14 protein-coding genes are annotated in these 19,097 nt (G+C 67.0%); 4 read left to right on the top strand and 10 right to left on the bottom strand.

The features are described from left to right. Positions 1-35: 35 nt before the first annotated feature. Positions 36-1,331: an MFS transporter gene (locus FOZ70_RS02470; RefSeq protein WP_219704889.1), complete on the bottom strand. Its 1,296-nt coding sequence runs from the start codon at positions 1,329-1,331 to the stop codon at positions 36-38. 97 nt (positions 1,332-1,428) lie between these two features. On the opposite strand from FOZ70_RS02470, the gene FOZ70_RS02465 reads away from it, so the two are divergent. After that, on the top strand, positions 1,429-2,358 hold the full coding sequence (locus FOZ70_RS02465; protein ID WP_219704888.1) for a LysR family transcriptional regulator: 930 nt from the start codon (positions 1,429-1,431) through the stop codon (positions 2,356-2,358). A gap of 184 nt (positions 2,359-2,542) precedes the next feature. Here FOZ70_RS02465 and FOZ70_RS02460 read toward each other — a convergent pair whose 3' ends face one another. From FOZ70_RS02460 to FOZ70_RS02430, 7 genes are all read right to left on the bottom strand, one after another. After that, positions 2,543-3,376 (bottom strand): OmpW family outer membrane protein, encoded by an 834-nt coding sequence (locus FOZ70_RS02460; protein WP_042974143.1) that lies wholly within the window; start codon positions 3,374-3,376, stop codon positions 2,543-2,545. Between the two features lie 18 nt (positions 3,377-3,394). Beyond that, a complete protein-coding gene (locus FOZ70_RS02455) occupies positions 3,395-4,645 on the bottom strand; it encodes a DUF2957 domain-containing protein (protein WP_048025340.1) in 1,251 nt (416 codons plus the stop codon). Between the two features lie 139 nt (positions 4,646-4,784). Further along, complete coding sequence (locus FOZ70_RS02450; protein WP_048025341.1) at positions 4,785-6,212, bottom strand: DUF2957 domain-containing protein; 1,428 nt, start codon at positions 6,210-6,212, stop codon at positions 4,785-4,787. 437 nt (positions 6,213-6,649) lie between these two features. Further along, positions 6,650-7,600: an N-acetyl-gamma-glutamyl-phosphate reductase gene (argC, locus tag FOZ70_RS02445; protein ID WP_021158583.1), complete on the bottom strand. Its 951-nt coding sequence runs from the start codon at positions 7,598-7,600 to the stop codon at positions 6,650-6,652. 153 nt (positions 7,601-7,753) lie between these two features. Continuing rightward, on the bottom strand, positions 7,754-8,326 hold the full coding sequence (locus FOZ70_RS02440) for a flavodoxin family protein (protein WP_021158582.1): 573 nt from the start codon (positions 8,324-8,326) through the stop codon (positions 7,754-7,756). Between the two features lie 245 nt (positions 8,327-8,571). Further along, complete coding sequence (locus FOZ70_RS02435) at positions 8,572-9,192, bottom strand: YbhB/YbcL family Raf kinase inhibitor-like protein (RefSeq protein ID WP_219704887.1); 621 nt, start codon at positions 9,190-9,192, stop codon at positions 8,572-8,574. Between the two features lie 240 nt (positions 9,193-9,432). After that, positions 9,433-10,119 (bottom strand): orotate phosphoribosyltransferase, encoded by a 687-nt coding sequence (locus FOZ70_RS02430; RefSeq protein ID WP_011546659.1) that lies wholly within the window; start codon positions 10,117-10,119, stop codon positions 9,433-9,435. A 458-nt stretch (positions 10,120-10,577) separates the two neighbouring features. Between FOZ70_RS02430 and FOZ70_RS02425 the strand changes: the two genes are divergently transcribed. Then, a complete protein-coding gene (locus FOZ70_RS02425; protein WP_059493973.1) occupies positions 10,578-12,848 on the top strand; it encodes an NADP-dependent malic enzyme in 2,271 nt (756 codons plus the stop codon). A 144-nt stretch (positions 12,849-12,992) separates the two neighbouring features. Here FOZ70_RS02425 and FOZ70_RS02420 read toward each other — a convergent pair whose 3' ends face one another. Beyond that, the gene (locus FOZ70_RS02420; protein WP_060054110.1) at positions 12,993-16,583 is read right to left on the bottom strand and encodes an indolepyruvate ferredoxin oxidoreductase family protein; all 3,591 of its coding nucleotides are present in this window, start codon (positions 16,581-16,583) and stop codon (positions 12,993-12,995) included. 329 nt (positions 16,584-16,912) lie between these two features. On the opposite strand from FOZ70_RS02420, the gene FOZ70_RS02415 reads away from it, so the two are divergent. After that, positions 16,913-17,107, top strand: coding sequence for a hypothetical protein (locus tag FOZ70_RS02415; RefSeq protein WP_175890202.1), 195 nt, complete (start codon positions 16,913-16,915; stop codon positions 17,105-17,107). A 132-nt stretch (positions 17,108-17,239) separates the two neighbouring features. On the opposite strand, the gene hppD is transcribed toward FOZ70_RS02415, so the two are convergent. Next, a complete protein-coding gene (gene hppD / locus FOZ70_RS02410) occupies positions 17,240-18,337 on the bottom strand; it encodes a 4-hydroxyphenylpyruvate dioxygenase (RefSeq protein WP_021158576.1) in 1,098 nt (365 codons plus the stop codon). A gap of 212 nt (positions 18,338-18,549) precedes the next feature. Between hppD and FOZ70_RS02405 the strand changes: the two genes are divergently transcribed. Then, positions 18,550-19,074 (top strand): Lrp/AsnC family transcriptional regulator, encoded by a 525-nt coding sequence (locus FOZ70_RS02405; protein ID WP_021158575.1) that lies wholly within the window; start codon positions 18,550-18,552, stop codon positions 19,072-19,074. The last annotated feature ends 23 nt before the right edge of the window (positions 19,075-19,097 follow it).

Below are 19,097 nucleotides of genomic sequence, written 5' to 3'. Positions count from 1 at the left end.
CCAGAGGGCGGGGCGTTCCGCTTTTGGGGCTCGCCTCACGCGCGCGGGCGAGTCAACGCCGCTGCGCCGGCGTCGCGTCCGGCCGAGAGCCCGAAGACGGCGGCCGCGCCGGCGAACGCGAACCCGACGCCGCACACCTCGCTCCACCCGCCCCACGCCCACGCACTGCCGGCGAGCGCCGCGCCGAGCGCGCCGCCGATGAAGAACAGCCCGACGAACAGTCCGTTCAGGCGGCCGCGTGCGGCCGGGTTCAGCAGGTTGATCGCGCGGCGGCCGATCGTCTGGTCGACGATCACGCCCGCGTCGAGCAGCGCCGCGCCGCCGGCCAGCAGCGCGAGCGCGAGGCCGCGATGCGCGTGCGCGTCGAAGCCGAACCAGCCGGCACCCGCGATCCCGAGCAGGGCGAGCGCCACGAGCATCGCGCGGTGCGCGATCCGCTGCGCGGCCGGCCCCAGGCCGCGGTCGCCGGCACGGCCCGCGAGCGGCGTGACGATCGCGCCGCTCGCGCCGGCGAACGCGAACAGCGCGATCCCGTGCAGGTCGAGGCCGAACGGCGGCTGCGCGAGCCGCAGCCCGACCGCGGTCCAGAATGCGCTGAACGCGGCCATCGCGAGCGCGGCCGACAGCGCATGCCGGCGCAGCACCGGCTCGTCGGCCAGCAGGCGCCCCATCGACGCGAGCAGCGCGCGATAGCCGGCCGTGATCGACGGCGTGCGCGACGGCAGGCGCAGGGCCAGCACGACGGCGATGGCAGCGTTCGCAAGCGCGGCCAGCAGATAGAAGCCGCGCCAGCCGGCCGAGCCCGCAATCAGGCTCGCGAGCGGCCGCGACAGCAGGATGCCGAGCATCAGCCCGCTCATCACGTTGCCGACCGCGCGGCCGCGCTGCGCCTCGGGCGCCATCGCCGCGGCCATCGGCACGAGCATCTGGATCACGCTCGACGCGGCACCGGCCACGAGGGTGGCTAGCAGGAACACGGTGCCCGACCGCGTGAACGCGGGCAGCGCGAGTGCAGCCGCGCATGCGGCCAGCGTCGCGACGATCAGGCGGCGGTTCTCGAGCAGGTCGACGAGCGGCACGAGCAGCACGAGCCCGGCCGCGTAGCCGAGCTGCGGCAGCATCGCGACGAGGCCGGCAAGGCCGGGCGGCAGATGCAGATCGGCGCTGATCGGGCCCGTCAGCGGTTGCGCGGCGAACAGGTCCATCACGATCACGCCGACCGTCGCGGCGAAGAACAGCGTCATGCCCGCGCTCAACGCGGGCGGCGTGCCGGCGGGCGCGCTTTCGGGCGTCCGGACGGCGGCGGGGCAAGGGTTGGCGGGGCAGTTCATCGGAAGCCTGGCGAGTGGGTCGAAGGAGTCCCCATCGTAGGTGCCCGATGTTTATGCGACAATTGAAATATCTCTAACATGATTATGCGAGTTTGTTTTGAATACGCGTGATCTCCAGGCGTTCGTCGCGGTGGTCGACAGCGGGTCGATGGTCGCCGCGGCCGCGAAGCTCCACCTGACGCAGCCGGGCCTGACGCGGCGCGTGCAGAATCTCGAAACGCTGCTCGGCATGCCGCTGCTCGAACGGCAAAGCAAGCCGCTGAAGCCGACTGCCGCCGGGCGCGACGTCTACGCGCTCGCGCGCAACGTGCTGGGCGCGGTCGACGAGCTGATGGCGGCGGGCGCGCCGGACAGCGAGCCGTCCGGCGAGCTGCGCATCGGCGTGCCGCCGTTCCTGTCCGAGCTGGCGCTCGAGCAGCCGATCGACCGGCTGCGCGACGCGTTCGGGCGCCTCACGCTGCGCGTGACGGCCGGCTGGTCGCCGGCGCTGATGCAGGGCATCGAGCGCGGCACGCTCGACGTCGCGGCCGTGATGGTGCCGGCGAGTTCGGTACTGCCCGATACGTTCACGTCGACGCTGCTCGGCACCCAGCCGACGGTGCTCGTCGCCGCGCGCGACTTTCCGCTGCCCGACGGCCCGTTGTCGATCGACACGCTGTCGCGTTTTCCGTGGGTGCTGAGCCAGGACGGCTGCGGGATGCGTTCGGCGCTGAGCCGCACGCTCGGCGCGGCCGGGCTGCCGTTCGACGTCGCGGTCGAGGCATTCGGCTCGGAGTTGCAGCTGTCGCTCGTCGCGCGCGGCGCGGGCATCGGCATCGCCGCGCCGAACGCGCTGGCGCGCAGCGCGCACCGCGACGCGCTGAGGGTGGTGGAAACGGCGGGACTGGAGACGCGGATCAACGTGTGGATCGTGCACGGCGCGCTGCCGGGCCGGCTGGTGCGGCCCGTCGCGCTGCTGCGCGATGCGCTCGGCGAAGTGCTCGACCGGGAAAACATGGTGGGGTCAGATGCAGTGAAGGCGATCTAGAGTCGGTATTCGAGGGAAAGTCCGTATTTTCTCTACGGAAATGTTGCATTGCGGAAACCGATTCGCTAGAATTGCACCTGTCTCCTCCATGTCTCCTCTGATATGGATTCAGCCCGCCTCTTAGGCGGGCTTTTTTTTGCCTGCGATTTTGCCGCGGCATGCCATGCGTCGTCCGTCGCGACGCTCAGAACTTGTACGTCATCCCGACGTAGCTGATGATCGGGTCGGCCTTCAGGTCCGATTTCGATTCCGAGAGCACCGTGCCGTCGGCCGCCTTGATCGTCACCGTCGACGTCGTCTTCAGCGGGATGTACGTCACCGACGCGATCAGCCCGAAATGCTCGGTCATGTTGTACTGCAGGCCGGCGTTGAACACCGGCTGCCATGACGACGACGCCTTCGCCTCCACCGATGTCGTACCCGGCTTGCCCGCGCCCGCCGCGAGAATCGCGCCGAGGTTGTCCTGGGTCTGCTTGATGAAGTTCGTGTTGAGCTGAAGGTCGCTGAACCAGTTGTACGACACGCCGAGGCCGAGGAACGGCCGGAACTTCGCGGTGGCCTGCCCGAAGTAGTACTGCAGCAGCACGGCCGGGCTCCACTGCCGCACGCTTTTCACGATCGGGTTGACCGACGCGAGCCCGATGTTCTGCGTGCCGAGCGCGCCGGCCGGGCCGGGCGGCTTGATCGTGCCCTGGCCCGACACCTTGAACACCGGCGGCACGCCGGCCACCGACGTGACCGCGATGTGGTCGGTCAGGAAGTGGCTGACCGTCAGGCCGACGGTGTCGGCGCCGCTCGTGTGCAGCCCGGTGCCCGGCGACGTGAACGACGGCGGCAGCCGCAGCGGCGTGTTGATCGGTGTCGGTGCGACGTTGGTCGTCATCGGCGTGCTGCTCTGCTGCGGCATCACGTGGAACCAGCCCAGCGTGACGACGTTGCTGCCGGCGCTCTGCGCGTGCGCCGCGAGCGGCGCCAGCACGGCGGCGCCGGCCGCCGCGCAGCGTAGGGTTCTCTTCATCACGGCATTCCCCTCCGCTTACTGGACGAACGCGCCGATCGTGAAATACGGCGTCGATCCTGCGTTGTCGAGGAACCCGAACACGCCACCCGTGAAGATGAACTTGCCGGTCGGCGTCGTGCTGCTGGCACCCGTGTGGATCGTCGTGACCGTGCCAGGCACCTTCTGCGTGTAGTCGAGATCGAGCGCGGTCGCGAGCGAGGCCTGCGACGCGTTGAACGGATCGAGCAGCGTCGCCTGGTTGTTCGCCAGCGCCGTGGTGCGGTAGTCGAACTGGCTGTCCACGCCGATGTACTCGCCGTTCTGCGAGCCGACCGCGACCGTCGTCTGCGGCGCGAGGATCGAGATGCTCGACTCGTCGTCGGCGGTGAGGCCCGGCACCCCGTTGCTGTCGGGCGTCGGGTTCGGGTTCGCCACCCCGGTGCGCACGAGGATCGGCACGAGCTGGTTGCGCAGCTTGCCGACGATCATGAAGGCCTTGCCCTGCGGCGTCGCCGACAGCGTCGGTTTCAGCTGGCTCGCATAGTTGTTCGACTGGAATGCGCCGCTGCCGTCCGCCGACTGCACGAAGTTCGTGCCTCGCTGCGTGCACGCGCCGCCGGCGAACTGGCCGGTCGAGTCGCACTTGGTCCAGGTGCCGTCGGCGTTGATCGTCACCTTCGCGTCGATCGATGCCGGCGCGAAGTTCTGCGACGGCACTTCACCGAAGCCCGTGTGACTGTACGTGCCCGCCACCTTCGTGATGTCGGTTTCGATCGACGAGAAGCCGATGAACGGGTAGTACGGGAATTTCGTGTCGGGCACCGCGGCCTGGCCGAGCACGCCGTTGAACTGGATCTCCTTGCCGGGAATCGTGCCGCCCGCGACGCCCATGCCGACGAAGATGCGCGCCGGGCGCGACGGATCGAGGCTCGCGCCGTTCAGGCGGAATGCGCACTGGTTCAGCTTGTTGGTCGGCAGCAGCGTTTCCTGCGTGAGCGTGCCGCTGTCGACGGTGCCCGCGCGGGTCGGCACGACGGTGCCGGTCGTTTGCGGAACCGGCGATTCGACGTAGGTGACCTGCCAGGTCATCTTGGTCGTGTCGAGCTGGACCTTGGCGAGTTCGCCGCTGCCCGCGCCGCCCGTAAACACGGTGGTGTAGTCGAGCGACGCAGGGCAGAGCCGGTCTTCGACGAGCGGGGGCGGATTGTCGCCGCCGCTGCCGCTGCCGCCGCAGGCAGAAAGAAGGGGGGCGGCAAGGGCCGCCGCCAGAATGAGGTTGCGCTTCATGTTGCTCCTCCAGATTTGTCTTGTGCGGCGGCCAGCTCCCTGTCGGCCGCTTCTGTTGCTTGTGCTCGTCCTGCCTGCGCCGTGCCGCGCGCTCGTGCGTCACGCGACGGCGGCTAGCCCGCCGTCGCGTCCTCGTCCGCTACTTGCTGATCTGCGCGCCCACGCCGAAGTACGGTGTCGACGAAGTCGTCGAGTTCGCCGACGTCGACGTGACGCCGCCGTTCACCGTGCCCTGGATCAGCGCCGCGTACAGCCCGCCCGTCGCGATCACCACGCCAGTTGCGGACGGGTAGGACGCGCCGCTCGGCGGTGTCGTCGTCGCGTTCAGCAGGCCCGGCGTCGCCTGGCCGTAGTCGAGCGTGAAGCCGTCTTCCTCGACCTGCGTGCTCGGGTTGATGAACGACGCGTTGCTGCCGCGGATCAGGGCCGCCGTGTACTTGAAGTTCGAGTCCGCGCCCGCGTAGCCGCCGTCGATCGCGCCCGACTGGATCGCCGTTGCCGCGCCGAGCACCGCGATGCCCGATTCGTCGTCGACCTGCGCGTCGGTATGCAGCGGCGGCGTGCCGAGGTTCACGTTGCCCGTGCGTACGATCACCGGCACCGTCGCGCCGTTGAGCTGGCCGATGACCATATGCGCGGTGGCCGACTTGCCGGTCGCGCCGACGATCGGCAATTGCGTCTGCGGCAGCGTCTGCGGCGCCTTCGTGCTGTCGAAGTAGCCGCCGTTCGCGCTCGTCTTCCACGGGTCGCCGGTCGTCTGGCAGCCGCCCGAGCCGCTCGACGTGCACGCGCCGTTCGCATCGAACGTCTCGCTCGAGTTCGTGCCTTTCGTCGCGTAGTCGCCCGACGGCACCAGGTGGTAGATCAGCGCGTTGTACGTGCCCGGCAGCTTCGACAGGTCGGTCGTCGTGTTCGCGAAGCCGAGGAACGGATAGAAGTCGAAGTGACGGTTCGGCACCTTGCCGACGTCCTTGGCCACCACGATCGGCCCGATGGCGATCGTCAGCCCGTCGTACTGGATCGTCGCACCGGGAATGCCACCGCCCGCGACGCCCATGCCGACCAGCAGCATCGGCGGGTTCGCCTGGTTGAAGTCGGCGGCCGTCGAATACGTGGCGCCGCTCGGCGCCTTGCCCGTGCCCGGCGTCAGGATGAACGCGCAGCGCGTCTGCTCGGCGGTCGGCAGCGTGCCGGTCGGCGGGTGCATGACCGCACCGGTGATCGTCGTGCCGGCGCGGCTCGGCGTGACCGTGCCGGTCGCGAGCGGAATCGGCGATTCGAGCCACTTGAGCGTGTAGGTCATCGCCACGGCGTCGATGTTGACGCTGACGATCTCGCCACTACCGGCGCCGCCGAGGTACGTGCTCTTCACGATGTCCGCGTTGGCCGGGCACAGCGCGCCGTTGACGGGCTGCGAAGGCGGCGGCCCTTGCGTGCCGCAGCTCGATCCGGAACATTGGGGCGCATTGATCGGCGCGGGTGCGCCGCCGTCCCCCCCACCACAGGCAACCAGGAAAGGGGCAATGGCAAAGGCCGTTGCCACCCCCTTCGATAAGGCGTGCGACATGCCGCTGTCTCCAATCGTTTAATTGTGCGAGCTAATGTCGCTGCCTGGATTTTTGCTGTCAATTGATGAACCCGTCTAAAAAAGGCGATTGAAACGGGCATCGTGTTTTGAATCCTTGTCCGACAGGGTATTCAGTAAGAATTAAAACGTGCGACAGGCTGCCTGAAGCTGCCGGAGTGGGGAATGTGCGACGCCGGACAGGCCGGCGAGGAGCCTTCCCGCGTATAACGGCAGCGTTTAAAGCAGCCGGTATCCGGTTTATCCCTATTCGGGATTGACTGGATAAAGAGGGGGCGGAATTAATTCACTGGTAATCGCGCAATCGAAAGCTTGTAAATATTTGTAAATGCGCGATCGGTAATTTTTTTATATATTGCGTGATACCGGTAAATAAAAAGCCGGCCAGTGGCCGGCTTTGCATTGCATGCGATGTTGAATCAGCGTTTGAGACCCGCATCCTCGGCCGCGCCGATGTTCAGGTTCATGCACTGGATCGCGGCGCCCGATGCGCCCTTGCCGAGGTTGTCGAGGCGCGCGACCGTGACGAAGCGCTCTTCGTTGCCGAACACGAACAGGTCGACACGGTTCGTGTCGTTGTTCGCCTGCACGTCGAAGAAGCCGCCGTCGAGGTTCGCGTCCGCATCGAACGGCGCGACGCGCACGAAGGCTTCGTCCGCGTAGTACTCGGCGAACACGCGCTGCACGTCCTGCGGCGTCGCGCGTTTCGCGAGCTGCCCGGGCGTGAAGTAGGTCGTCACCGCGAGGCCCTTCAGGAACGGGCCGACGATCGGCGTGAAGATCGGCGGGTTCGCGAGGCCCGTGTGCGCGGCCATTTCCGGCAGGTGCTTGTGCGTGAGGCCGAGCGCGTACGGGCGCGGGCTCGCGAGCTTGCCGCCCGGCGCCGCGCTTTCGTAGTCGGCGATCATCGACTTGCCGCCGCCGCTGTAGCCGGTGATCGAGTAGCTGTGCGCGGCGAACGTCGGTGCGACGATGCCCGCATCGACGAGCGGCCGCATCGCGAGCACGAAGGCCGATGCATGGCAGCCCGGCACCGCGATGCGCTTCGACGTGCGAATCTTCTCGCGCTGCGCGCGGGTCAGTTCCGGCAGGCCGTAGGCCCAGTCGGCGCTGGTGCGGAATGCGGTGCTCGCGTCGATCAGCGTCGTGTTCGGGTTCTCGACGAGCGACGCCGATTCGCGCGACGCGACATCCGGCAGGCACAGGAATGTGACGTCCGACGCGTTGATCAGGCGGCGGCGCTCTTCGACGTCCTTGCGCTTCGCTTCATCGATGCGCAGGATCTCGATGTCGCTGCGTGCCGACAGGTATTCGAAGATCTTGAGGCCGGTCGTGCCTTCCTGGCCGTCGACAAAAACTTTGGTGCTCATTTCGCTCTCACTGAATGAAACGGGGCCCGCGCCCTGAATCCGCCATTTTAAGACGTCATCCGGCGGGCCTGCATCGCGCGGGTCGAAAAAAAGACGGCCGGCGGGCCGTCTTGTGTCCCTTTGACGCTTACCGGCGCGCTCGCCGGCGCGTGTTCAGCCGCGGCCGGCAACCCAGCGGGCCGTCGCTTCCGCAACCCGCCGGCCGAATGCCTTCCCGGTTTCGAGGTCGCCCGGCAGCGGGCCTTCGTCGGGCGTCGCATCCGCCGGCGACTGCGCGAGCAGGCCCGTCGAGCCGCCCAGGTAGTTGATGTCGTTGCGCGTGGCCGCCTTCGAGTTGGCCGGCATCAGGCTCGTGCCGACCCACACCATCCCATGCTGCATCGACAGCGTGACGAAGTATTGAATCGTCGAGAACTTGTCGCCGTTCATGGTCGCGGAGTTCGTGAAGCCCGCGGCGATCTTGTCCTTCCATTTCTGCGTGAACCACGCTTTCGACGTTGCATCGGCGAATTGCTTGAACTGCGCCGACGGGCCGCCCATGTAGGTCGGTGCCCCGAAGACGATCGCGTCGGCCGCGTCGAGCGCGGCCCAGCCCGCGTCGTCGACGTCGCCGACCGCGAGCAGGCGCACGGTCGCACCGGCGTCCTGCGCGCCCGCGTGAACGGCCTCGGCCAGTTTCTGCGTGTGACCGTAGCCGCTGTGATAGACGATGACGATGTTCGACATGAGGCGTTCTCCGGAAAGGAACGGGAACGGCGGCCGCAACGGCACGCCGCGTCACGCGCCGCCGGCCGGCGACGCGACGGATGCGCGGCATGGCGCCGCGACCGGTGACGACGAGTCTAGCAAGCCGAAATGACGGGAAAACACGCGGGCGCGGAATACGCCCGGAGTACGCCAGTTTGCGGCGGCAGGCGATCGCGGCGGCGCGCGGCAGGGGGCGATGCCCGTTGCCGGGTGCCCGTCACCCGTTATTGCCCGTAGTTGACCGTGAGTTGCGCGGTGCCGATCGCCAGCGTGCCGATCTCGTGCTCGAACATCGGTGCGGGGCGCCCCTGCGCGACGCGCAGGTCGTCGCCCTTCAGCGCGTAGACGGTGACCACGTAGCGGTGCGGCTTGCCGGGCGGCGGGCACGGGCCGCCGTAACCGTCTATTCCGAAGTCGTTGCGCGCTTCGCTTGCACCGATGCGCCGCAGGAAGCCGGACGCGCTCGCGTCGGCGGGCAGGCTCGTGACCGTCGCGGGAATGCCCGCCACGGCCCAGTGCCACCAGCCGTGCCCCGGCGCGTCGGGATCGAAGATCGTGATCGCGTAGCCGCGCGTGCCGGGCGGCGGGTTGTGCCACGCGAGCTGCGGCGAGTGGTTGCCGCCCTTGCAGTCGCCGCGGTCGAACACGTTCGCGGCACGGACGCGCCCGCCCGGCGTCAGGTCGTCGCTCGTCACGGTGAACGCGCCTTCTGCATGCGCGGGCAAGGCGGTGAACGCGGCGGCATAAAGGAGGGCGAGGTGGGCGAAGAGAGCGAGGAGGGCGGCAAGGAACGGCGACGGGCGACCCGATGGCGCAGGCGGAGTGATCCGGCGATCCACACGCATATGGCGCTTCTCCCGTCACGTGGGCCGGACCGATGCTTCCGGCGTTGTTGGCGTTGTGCGTTGCCCGCGCAGCTGATGGCGACGATGGATCAAGTCTAGCATTAGGGTTCGATGAGCGATGCACACCGCGACCCATCGCCGCGATCGTTTGCTGCGCGAATCGGCGGACGAAAAAAAACCGCCCGCGATGAAGCGGGCGGCTTGTTCAGCCAGGACGCCGGCCTGCGGGCCGGCGCGGCGTCATTCCTTCGGGGCCGTCGCGCCGCCGTGCGCCGCCGACCACTCGGCCGGTGCGTGCAGGAATTTCTCGACTTCGTCGAGCGTCTTCGTCTCGAAGTAGCCCGAAGCCTTCGCGACGCGCAGCACGTCCCACCACGTGGCGAGCGCGTGCAGGTCGACGTCGATGTCCTTCAGCACCGACACGCTTTCCTTGAAGATGTCGTAGTGGAACAGCACGAAGCAGTGGTTCACCGTCGCGCCCGCGGTGCGCAGCGCGTTGACGAAGTTGATCTTGCTGCGGCTGTCGGTCGTCAGGTCTTCCACGAGCAGCACGCGCGAGCCTTCTTCCAGATGGCCTTCGATCTGCGCGTTGCGGCCGAAACCCTTCGGTTTCTTGCGCACGTACTGCATCGGCACCATCATCCGGTCCGCGATCCAGGCCGCGAACGGGATGCCGGCCGTCTCGCCGCCCGCCACCGCGTCGATCTGCTCGAAGCCGATGTCGCGCGTGATCGTCGTTTCAGCCATTTCCATCAGCGCGCGGCGCACGCGCGGATACGAAATCAGCTTGCGGCAGTCGATATAGACGGGGCTCGCCCAGCCGGACGTGAAGATGAACGGTTTTTCTGCGTTGAAGTGCACTGCCTGCACTTCGAGCAGGATTTTGGCGGTCGTATCCGAGATCGACTGACGATCGTAGCCTGTCATGGGCATTCCTTGGGTGATGAGCGAAGAGCGGGCGCGGGCCCGGTGGCGCAGCAAGGGGAACCTGCCCTGGGGGCCGGGGCGCGATCGGAGGGCCAATCGCATCGCTGCGCGCGTAGCCCGCTATTTTACCCGATTCAGACCGGTTTTCGGCGGAATTCGCGCGGGTTCACCGCTCGGCTCGCCACCGGCGAAACAAACGGGGCGGGACCGCTTGCGCTGATGCGGAGGATGCGGCGCTGCACCAACGGAGGTCATTTAGGGGGTGTACACTAGGCGACCCTTAGAAATCGTTCAGTACTTTGTACTTTCCTCTTGCCATCCGCCAAGGTTCGATGGCGTGCCGACCCGGCGCGCTGCGTGCCGTCTCGCAGTCGACCATCCCCTCGATTCAAGCAGACGCGGCCCAAGGTGCTGTGGACTGAACCGTCAATATTTCGCATGTCTCTCGCAGGTCAATCATGGACGAACAACTGAAGCAGGCCGCACTGGCTTATCACCAGAACCCGAAACCCGGCAAGATTTCGGTCACCCCGACCAAGCCGCTGTCGAACCAGCTCGACCTGTCGCTCGCGTATTCGCCGGGCGTCGCCGCTGCGTGCGAAGCGATCCACGCCGATCCGCTCGATGCGCAGAAGTACACGTCGCGCGGCAACCTCGTCGGCGTCATCACGAACGGTACGGCCGTGCTGGGCCTCGGCAACATCGGCCCGCTGGCCGCGAAGCCGGTGATGGAAGGCAAGGGCTGCCTCTTCAAGAAATTCGCGGGCATCGACGTGTTCGACATCGAACTGTCGGAATCCGACCCGGACAAGCTCGTCGAGGCGATCGCGATGCTCGAGCCGACGCTCGGCGGCATCAACCTCGAGGACATCAAGGCGCCGGAATGCTTCTACATCGAGCAGAAGCTGCGCGAGCGCATGAAGATCCCCGTCTTCCACGACGATCAGCACGGCACCGCGATCATCGCGTCGGCCGCGATCCTGAACGGCCTGAAGGTCGTCGGCAAGAAGCTCGCCGAAGTGAAGCTCGTGTGCTCGGGCGCGGGCGCCGCGGCGATCGCGTGTCTGGACCTGCTGGTCAACCTCGGCCTGACGAAGTCGAACATCCTCGTCGCCGATTCGAAGGGCGTGATCTACGAAGGGCGCGGCAATCTCGATCCGTCGAAGCAGCGCTATGCGGCGACCACCGACGCACGCACGCTCGCCGACGCGATCGTCGGCGCGGACGTGTTCCTCGGCTGCTCGAGCGCGGGCGTGCTGAAGCAGGACATGGTCAAGACGATGGGCGACAAGCCGCTGATCCTGGCGCTCGCGAACCCGGAACCGGAAATCCGCCCGGAAGACGCGAAGGCCGTGCGCCCGGACGCGATCGTCGCGACCGGCCGTTCGGACTACCCGAACCAGGTCAACAACGTGCTGTGCTTCCCGTTCATCTTCCGCGGCGCGCTCGACGTCGGCGCGACGACGATCACGGAAGAAATGAAGCTCGCGTGCGTGCGCGCGATCGCCGAACTGGCGGAAGAAACCGACCAGAGCGAGGAAGTCGCGAAGGCGTATGAAGGCCACTCGCTCGAATTCGGGCCGGACTACCTGATTCCGAAGCCGTTCGATCCGCGCCTGATCATCAAGATCGCGCCGGCCGTTGCGCAAGCCGCGATGGATTCGGGCGTCGCCACGCGTCCGATCCAGGACATGGACGCCTACCGCGAGCAGCTCGGCGCGACCGTCTACCGCACCGGCATGGTGATGCGCCCGGTGTTCGCGGCCGCGAAGCAGAAGCAGGCGCGCATCGTGTTCGCCGAAGGTGAAGACGAGCGCGTGCTGCGCGCCGCGCAGTTCGTGCTGCAGGAAAAGATCGCGAAGCCGATCATCGTCGGCCGTCCGTCGGTCGTCGACATGCGCCTGCAGAAGATCGGCTCGAAGCTCAAGGCCGGCACCGATTTCGAAATCGTCGATCCGGAAGACGATGCGCGCTACCACCGCTACTGGCAGGCGTATCAGGAGATCGGCGCGCGCGACGGCGTGACGCCGGAAGTCGCGAAGGCCGCGATGCGCAAGTTCAACACGCTGATCGGCGCGATGCTCGTGCACCTGGGCGATGCGGACGGGATGATCTGCGGGATGATCGACACGTTCCACAGCCACCTGAAGTTCATCGAGCAGGTGCTGGGCCGCGCGAAGGGCGCCGAGCACTTCGCCGCGATGAACCTGCTGATGCTGCCGGGCCGCAACCTGTTCGTGTGCGACACGTACGTGAACGAGCTGCCGAGCGCCGAACAGCTCGCCGACATGACGATCCAGGCCGCGGCCGAGATCGAGCGCTTCGGCATCGCGCCGAAGGCCGCGCTGCTGTCGAACTCGAACTTCGGCAGCGCGCCGTCGGCGTCGTCGCGCCGGATGGGCGAGGCTCGCAAGCTGATCGTCGAACGTGCGCCGAACCTGGAAGTCGACGGCGAAATGCACGGCGACGCGGCGCTGTCGGAACTGATCCGCAAGCAGGCGTTCCCCGGCACGACGCTGTCGGGTGAAGCGAACCTGCTGATCATGCCGAACGTCGAAGCGGCGAACATCGCGTACAACCTGCTGAAGATGGTCGGCGGCGAAGGCGTGACGGTCGGTCCGTTCCTGCTCGGCGCGGCGAAGCCGGTCCACATCCTGACGCCGGCTGCGACCGTGCGCCGGATCATCAACATGACGGCCGTTGCCGCCGCGAACGTGAACACGAAGTAAGTCCACGCGCGCGTGTGCCGCGCGTCACGCGCGGCGCAAGGAAAAACGCCACGGAACCTGCGTTCCGTGGCGTTTTTTTTATTGCGAATCGCCGGCCGAGGCGGGCGCTCGAACCGCGAATGCCCGCGCCCGTCGGCCGGCGCGTTACGCGACCTGCTGGTGCGACTGGCCGCCTGCCGGCGCTCGCCACTTCGCGAGCAGCGTGCTCCACTTCTGGCGTACCGCGCGCAGGTTGTTCTCCTTCACGTGGCCGTAGCCGCGAATGCCGTCCGGCAGCGCCGCTAGCTCGAGGGCGAGCGGGCGGTTGGCTGCGTTCAGCCTGGCCAGCACTTCGTCGATCAGCGCTTCGTACTCGCCGATCAGCGCGCGTTCGGAGCGGCGTTCCTCGGTGCGGCCGAACGGGTCGAGCCCCGTGCCGCGCAGGAACTTCGCCTTCGCGAGCCAGCGGAAGGCCGTCAGCATCCACGGGCCGTACGCCTTCTTCACCAGGTGGCCGTGTGCGTCCGTCTTCGCGAACAGCGGCGGCGCGAGGTGGAATTTCAGCTTCCAGTCGCCTTCGAACTGCGCGGACAGGCGCGCGAGGAACGCGGGATCGGACTGCAACCGCGCGACCTCGTATTCGTCCTTGTACGCCATCAGCTTGAACAGGTTGCGGGCGACTGCCTCGGTCAGCTGCTCCTGCGCCGTGTCGCCGTCCGCCAGTGCGCGCTCGGCGGCGCGCACCTTGTCGACGAACGCCGCATAGCGCGCCGCATACGCGGCGTTCTGGTACGCGGTGAGGAATTCCACGCGCTTCGCGATCAGTGCGTCGACTGCCTTCTTCGTGTGCAGCGCGATCACCGTGGCGCCTTGCGCGGGGCGTGCATCGCCGGCCGCGGCCTGCTTCACGCTGGCCAGGTCGTACGCGGCGCGGCGGCCCCAGTCGAATGCCGCACGGTTCTTCTCGACCGACACCGCATTCAGCTCGATCGCGCGTTCGAGCGACGCGAGCGTGAGCGGCAGCCAGCCTTTCTGCCACGCGTAGCCGAGCACGAACGGGTTCGTGTAGATCGCGTCGCCGAGCAGCGCGACCGCGAAGCGGTTCGCGTCGATGAAGTCGACCGCTTCACCGGCCGCCGCGCGGATGTCGTTCTCGGCGGACAGGCCCGGGAACGCCCAGTTCGGGTTCTTGATGAACTCGGCGGTCGGCGTCTGCGCGCTGTTGACGACCACGCGCGTCGTGTCGTGCCGCATCCGCGACGTGCACTCGTCGCCGGCCGTGACGATCGCGTCGCAGCCGATCACGAGGTCGGCTTCGCCCATCGCGATCCGCGTCGCGTGGATGTCGGTTGGCGCGTGCGAGATCTGCACGTGGCTCATCACGGCGCCGCCCTTCTGCGCGAGGCCGGTGACGTCGAGCACGGTCACGCCCTTGTTCTCCAGGTGCGCGGCCATCCCGAGCAGCGCGCCGATCGTGACGACGCCCGTGCCGCCGACGCCCGTGACGAGCACGCCGTATGCGCGGTCGATGTCCGGCAGCGTCGGTTCGGGAATGGGCGGCAGTGCGTTGCCGTCGACCGACACGGCTTTCGGCTTCTTCAACTGGCCGCCCTCGACCGTGACGAAGCTCGGGCAGAAGCCCTTCACGCACGAGAAGTCCTTGTTGCAGCTCGACTGGTTGATCTGGCGCTTCGTGCCGAATTCGGTTTCCAGCGGCTCGACCGACAGGCAGTTCGACTGCACCGAGCAGTCGCCGCAGCCTTCGCACACCGCGTCGTTGATCACGACGCGCTTGGCCGGGTCCGGATAGGTGCCGCGCTTGCGGCGGCGGCGCTTCTCGGTCGCGCAGGTCTGGTCGTAGATCAGGATCGTCGTGCCTTCGATCTCGCGCAGCTCGCGCTGCACGTCGTCGAGCTGGTCGCGATGATGGATCGGCACGCCCGGCGCGAGCAGCGCCTTCTGGCTGTCGTACTTCTCCGGTTCGTCGGTGACGATCACGATCTTCTTCGCGCCTTCCGACGCGAGCTGGTGCGTGATCTGCGGCACCGTCAGCACGCCGTCGACCGGCTGGCCGCCCGTCATCGCGACGGCGTCGTTGTAGAGGATCTTGTAGGTGATGTTCGCTTTCGACGAGATCGCCGCGCGCACCGCCAGCAGGCCCGAGTGGAAATAGGTGCCGTCGCCGAGGTTCGCGAACACGTGCTTCTCGTCCGTGAACGGCGCCTGGCCGATCCACGGCACGCCTTCGCCGCCCATCTGGCTGAAGGTGCTCGTGTTGCGGTCCATCCACACGGTCATGTAATGGCAGCCGATGCCGGCGATCGCACGCGAACCTTCCGGCACGTTGGTCGACGTGTTGTGCGGGCAGCCCGAGCAGAACCACGGCTTGCGCTCGGTCTGCACGTGCGGCTTCGCCAGCGCCATTTCCTTCGCGTTGATTACCGCGAGCCGCGCGGCGATGCGCGCGCGCACGTCGGACGGCAGCTCGAACTTCTCGAGGCGCGTCGCGATCGCCTTCGCGATGATCGCGGGCGACAGCTCGTAGTGCGCGGGCAGCAGCCAGTTGCCCATCGGCACCGACCATTCGCCGCCGGCGCCGTCCTTTTCGTCGAACTTGCCGAACACGCGCGGCCGCTGGCCGTCGGGCCAGTTGTACAGCTCTTCCTTGATCGCGTATTCGAGGATCTGGCGCTTTTCCTCGACGACGAGGATTTCGTCGAGGCCGCGTGCGAACGCCTGGGCGCCCTGCGCTTCGAGCGGCCACACGCAGCCGACCTTGTAGAGCCGGATGCCGATCCGCGCGCAGGTTTCGTCGTCGAGGCCGAGGTCAGTTAGCGCCTGGCGCACGTCGAGGTAAGCCTTGCCGCCGGTCATGATCCCGAAGCGCGCGTTCGGCGAATCGATTTCGATCCGGTCGAGCTTGTTCGCGCGTACATAGGCGAGCGCCGCGTACCACTTGTAGTCGAGCAGCCGCGCTTCCTGCACGAGCGGCGGGTCGGGCCAGCGGATGTTCAGGCCGCCTTCCGGCAGGATGAAGTCGGTCGGCAGCACGATCTCGGTGCGATGCGGGTCGATGTCGACCGATGCCGACGATTCGACCACGTCCGTCACGCACTTGAGCGCGACCCACAGGCCCGAGTAGCGGCTCATCGCCCAGCCGTGCAGGCCGAAATCGAGATATTCCTGCACGTTGGACGGGAACAGCACCGGCAGCCCGCAGGCCTTGAAGATGTGTTCGGACTGGTGCGCGAGCGTCGACGATTTCGCCGCGTGGTCGTCGCCGGCGAGCACCAGCACGCCGCCGTGCTGCGACGAGCCGGCCGAGTTCGCGTGCTTGAAGACATCGCCGGTGCGGTCGACGCCCGGGCCCTTGCCGTACCACATGCCGAACACGCCGTCGTGCTTCGCGCCGGGGTACAGGTTCACCTGCTGCGAGCCCCACACGGCGGTGGCGGCGAGATCTTCGTTGAGGCCGGGCTGGAAGACGATCTGGTGGGCGGCCAGATGCTGCTTGGCTTTCCAGAGCGACAGATCGAGGCCGCCGAGCGGCGAGCCGCGGTAGCCGGAGATGAAGCCGGCCGTATTGAGACCGGCGGCGCGGTCGCGTTCCTGCTGGAGCATCGGCAGGCGCACGAGGGCCTGGATGCCGCTCATGTACGCGCGACCGCGCTCAAGTGTGTATTTGTCGTCAAGCGTGACGGACTTCAGCGCGGCTTCTAGCGACGCGCGTTGGTCTGCGTCTAGCGGGGCATTCATTAACTGTCTCCTCCACCCGGTCTGGGATCACCAAAACTTCGGTTGCGTCGGCATCTTTTGGATGCGTCGGCAGTGGCCGGCATGTTCGCCGGTTTTAAGCGATGGTAGCACTGGGGCAAACCCGCCGCCCATCGGTTGGAATGCGGGGAGAGCCGCGTCGGCGCACCGTAAAAAAGGGCTGAATCATGCGTTACATCATGTAAAAGCATGTAAGGCCACGTTCATCTGCGCGCAAATGCCGTTAATCTTGTCGGCCTGCCGGAGGTGCCCGGTCGCGTCGGTCTGTTTCGACGCATCGGGGAGGCGCCGGCAGTTTTACAGGAGGTGCAATGAATACACGTCATATCCAGAGTTTCCTGATCGTGTCTGCCGCGTTTTTCTCGATGACCGGCCCGGTGCACGCGCGAGGCGCGAGCGCACTGGCGGCAGCCGGCGCGCAGATGCAACAGATCGCGCCGGCCCAGGACGCCGTCGCGCTGCCGTCGGCCGAGCGCGCCGTCGCGTCGAAGGCGAACACGCGTTGATCCGTTCGCGCGGCCGTCGGGCCGCGCCGGAATGCAAAAAGGGCGGGAATCCTCGGATTCCCGCCCTTTTTCTTTGTGCCGCCGGATCGGGCAGGTTGCCGGGTTGCCCCGGGCAGCCGCCCGCCGGATGCGTCAGGCCTTGTCCTGCACGACGCCGCGACGGATCTGGTCGAGCTCGATCGATTCGAACAGCGCCTTGAAGTTGCCTTCGCCGAAGCCCTGGTTGCCCTTGCGCTGGATGATCTCGAAGAAGATCGGCCCGATCTGGTTCTCGGTGAAGATCTGCAGCAGCAGGTCGTCGCGCGCGCCGTCGATCAGGATCTTGCGCTTCTTCAGTTCATCCAGCGATTCGCCGTGGTTTGGCACGCGGCGGTCGACCAGTTCGTAATACGTGTCGATCGTGTCGAGCAGCTTCACTTCCTTGCTGCGCAGGCCGTCGACCGCCTGGTAGATGTCGCTGGCGCCGAGCGCGATGTGCTGGATGCCTTCGCCGTGGTACGCGTCGAGGTATTCCTGGATCTGGCCGGCCGTATCCGAGCCTTCCTCGTTGATCGGGATGCGGATCTTGCCGCACGGCGACGTCATCGCCTTCGACTTCACGCCCGTCACCTTGCCTTCGATGTCGAAGTAGCGCACTTCGCGGAAGTTGAACAGGCGCTCGTAGAACTCGGCCCATTCCTGCATGCGGCCGCGATGCACGTTGTGCGTCAGGTGGTCGATATAGGTGAGGCCGTGGCCGACCGGGTTCGGGTTCGCACCGGCGATCGGCTCGAAGTCGACGTCGTAGATGCTGATGTCGCCGATTGCGCCCGGCTGCGCGCCGTTCTTGCCGCGCCAGCGGTCGACGAAGTAGATCAGCGAATCGCCGATGCCCTTGATCGCCGGGATGTTCAGCTCCATCGGGCCCGTCTTGTTGTCGAAGCCCCATGCGCCGAGTTCGAGCGCGCGCTTGTAGGCCTTCGCGGCATCCTGCACGCGGAAAGCGATCGCGCAGATCGACGGGCCGTGCAGGCGCGCGAAGCGTTGGGCGAACGAATCGGGTTCGGCGTTGATGATGAAGTTGATGTCGCCCTGGCGGTACACCGTCACGTCCTTGTGGCGGTGGCGCGCGATCGCGGTGAAACCCATCCGTTCGAACAGCTGTCCGAGCGCTTTCGGGTCCGGTGCCGTGTATTCGATGAATTCGAAGCCGTCGGTGCCGACGGGGTTGTCCCAGTTCGGGATCTGCATGGCGTGTCTCCTGTGGGGGCGATCGGCCGCGGCGGCGTGCGCCTGTCCGGCCTGGGTCGATGTCGAACGTGGCACACGCGGCGGCGTGCGCGACGAATCGGTACGTGCGACAGAGTGTAGCGGGCAGTCGCGAGCGTAAACTTGCGAACTTGATCGCCCGAACCTACGATGGCGCAATTTCCAGTCTTGAAATAATCATTGGAGGGCAGAAGATGGCGCACGCCGAATTGGATGCCATCGACCGGCGGATTCTCGCGATTCTTCAGGAGAACGGGCGCCTGTCGAACCAGGAGATCGCCGAGCGCGTGAACCTGTCGCCGAGCCCATGCCTGCGGCGGATCAGGCGGCTCGAGGAGATCGGCGTGATCACCGGTTATGTCGCGCTGCTGAATCCGCAGAAGCTCGGGCTCGACCTGCTCGCGTACGTGAGCGTGCGGCTCGAGAAACGCGGCGGCCTGGCACCGGTGCGGGTCGACGAAACGTCGGCGCGCGCGGGCGCAACGCATGCGGAGCTGTTTCGCGCGGCCGTGCAGACCTGGCCGGAAGTGGTCGCGTGCCACGCGATGACGGGGGATATGGATTACCTGCTGCGCGTGCAGGTCGAGGACATGGCGCATTTCTCCCGCTTCGTGCAGGAGCATTTGCTGCATCACCCGTCGGTGATCGACGTGAAGACGAGCTTTTCGCTCGAATGCTTCAAGGAGACGACGGCGTTGCCGATTCGGTCGGTGCGCTAGCGCGCGGGCGGGGGAGGGAGGGG

Source organism: Burkholderia sp. COPS (assembly GCF_019425585.1).
Taxonomy (GTDB): Bacteria; Pseudomonadota; Gammaproteobacteria; order Burkholderiales; family Burkholderiaceae; genus Burkholderia; species Burkholderia cepacia.
The sequence above is the reverse complement of the archived record's forward strand: the minus strand, read 5'-3'. Positions and strand labels throughout refer to the sequence as shown.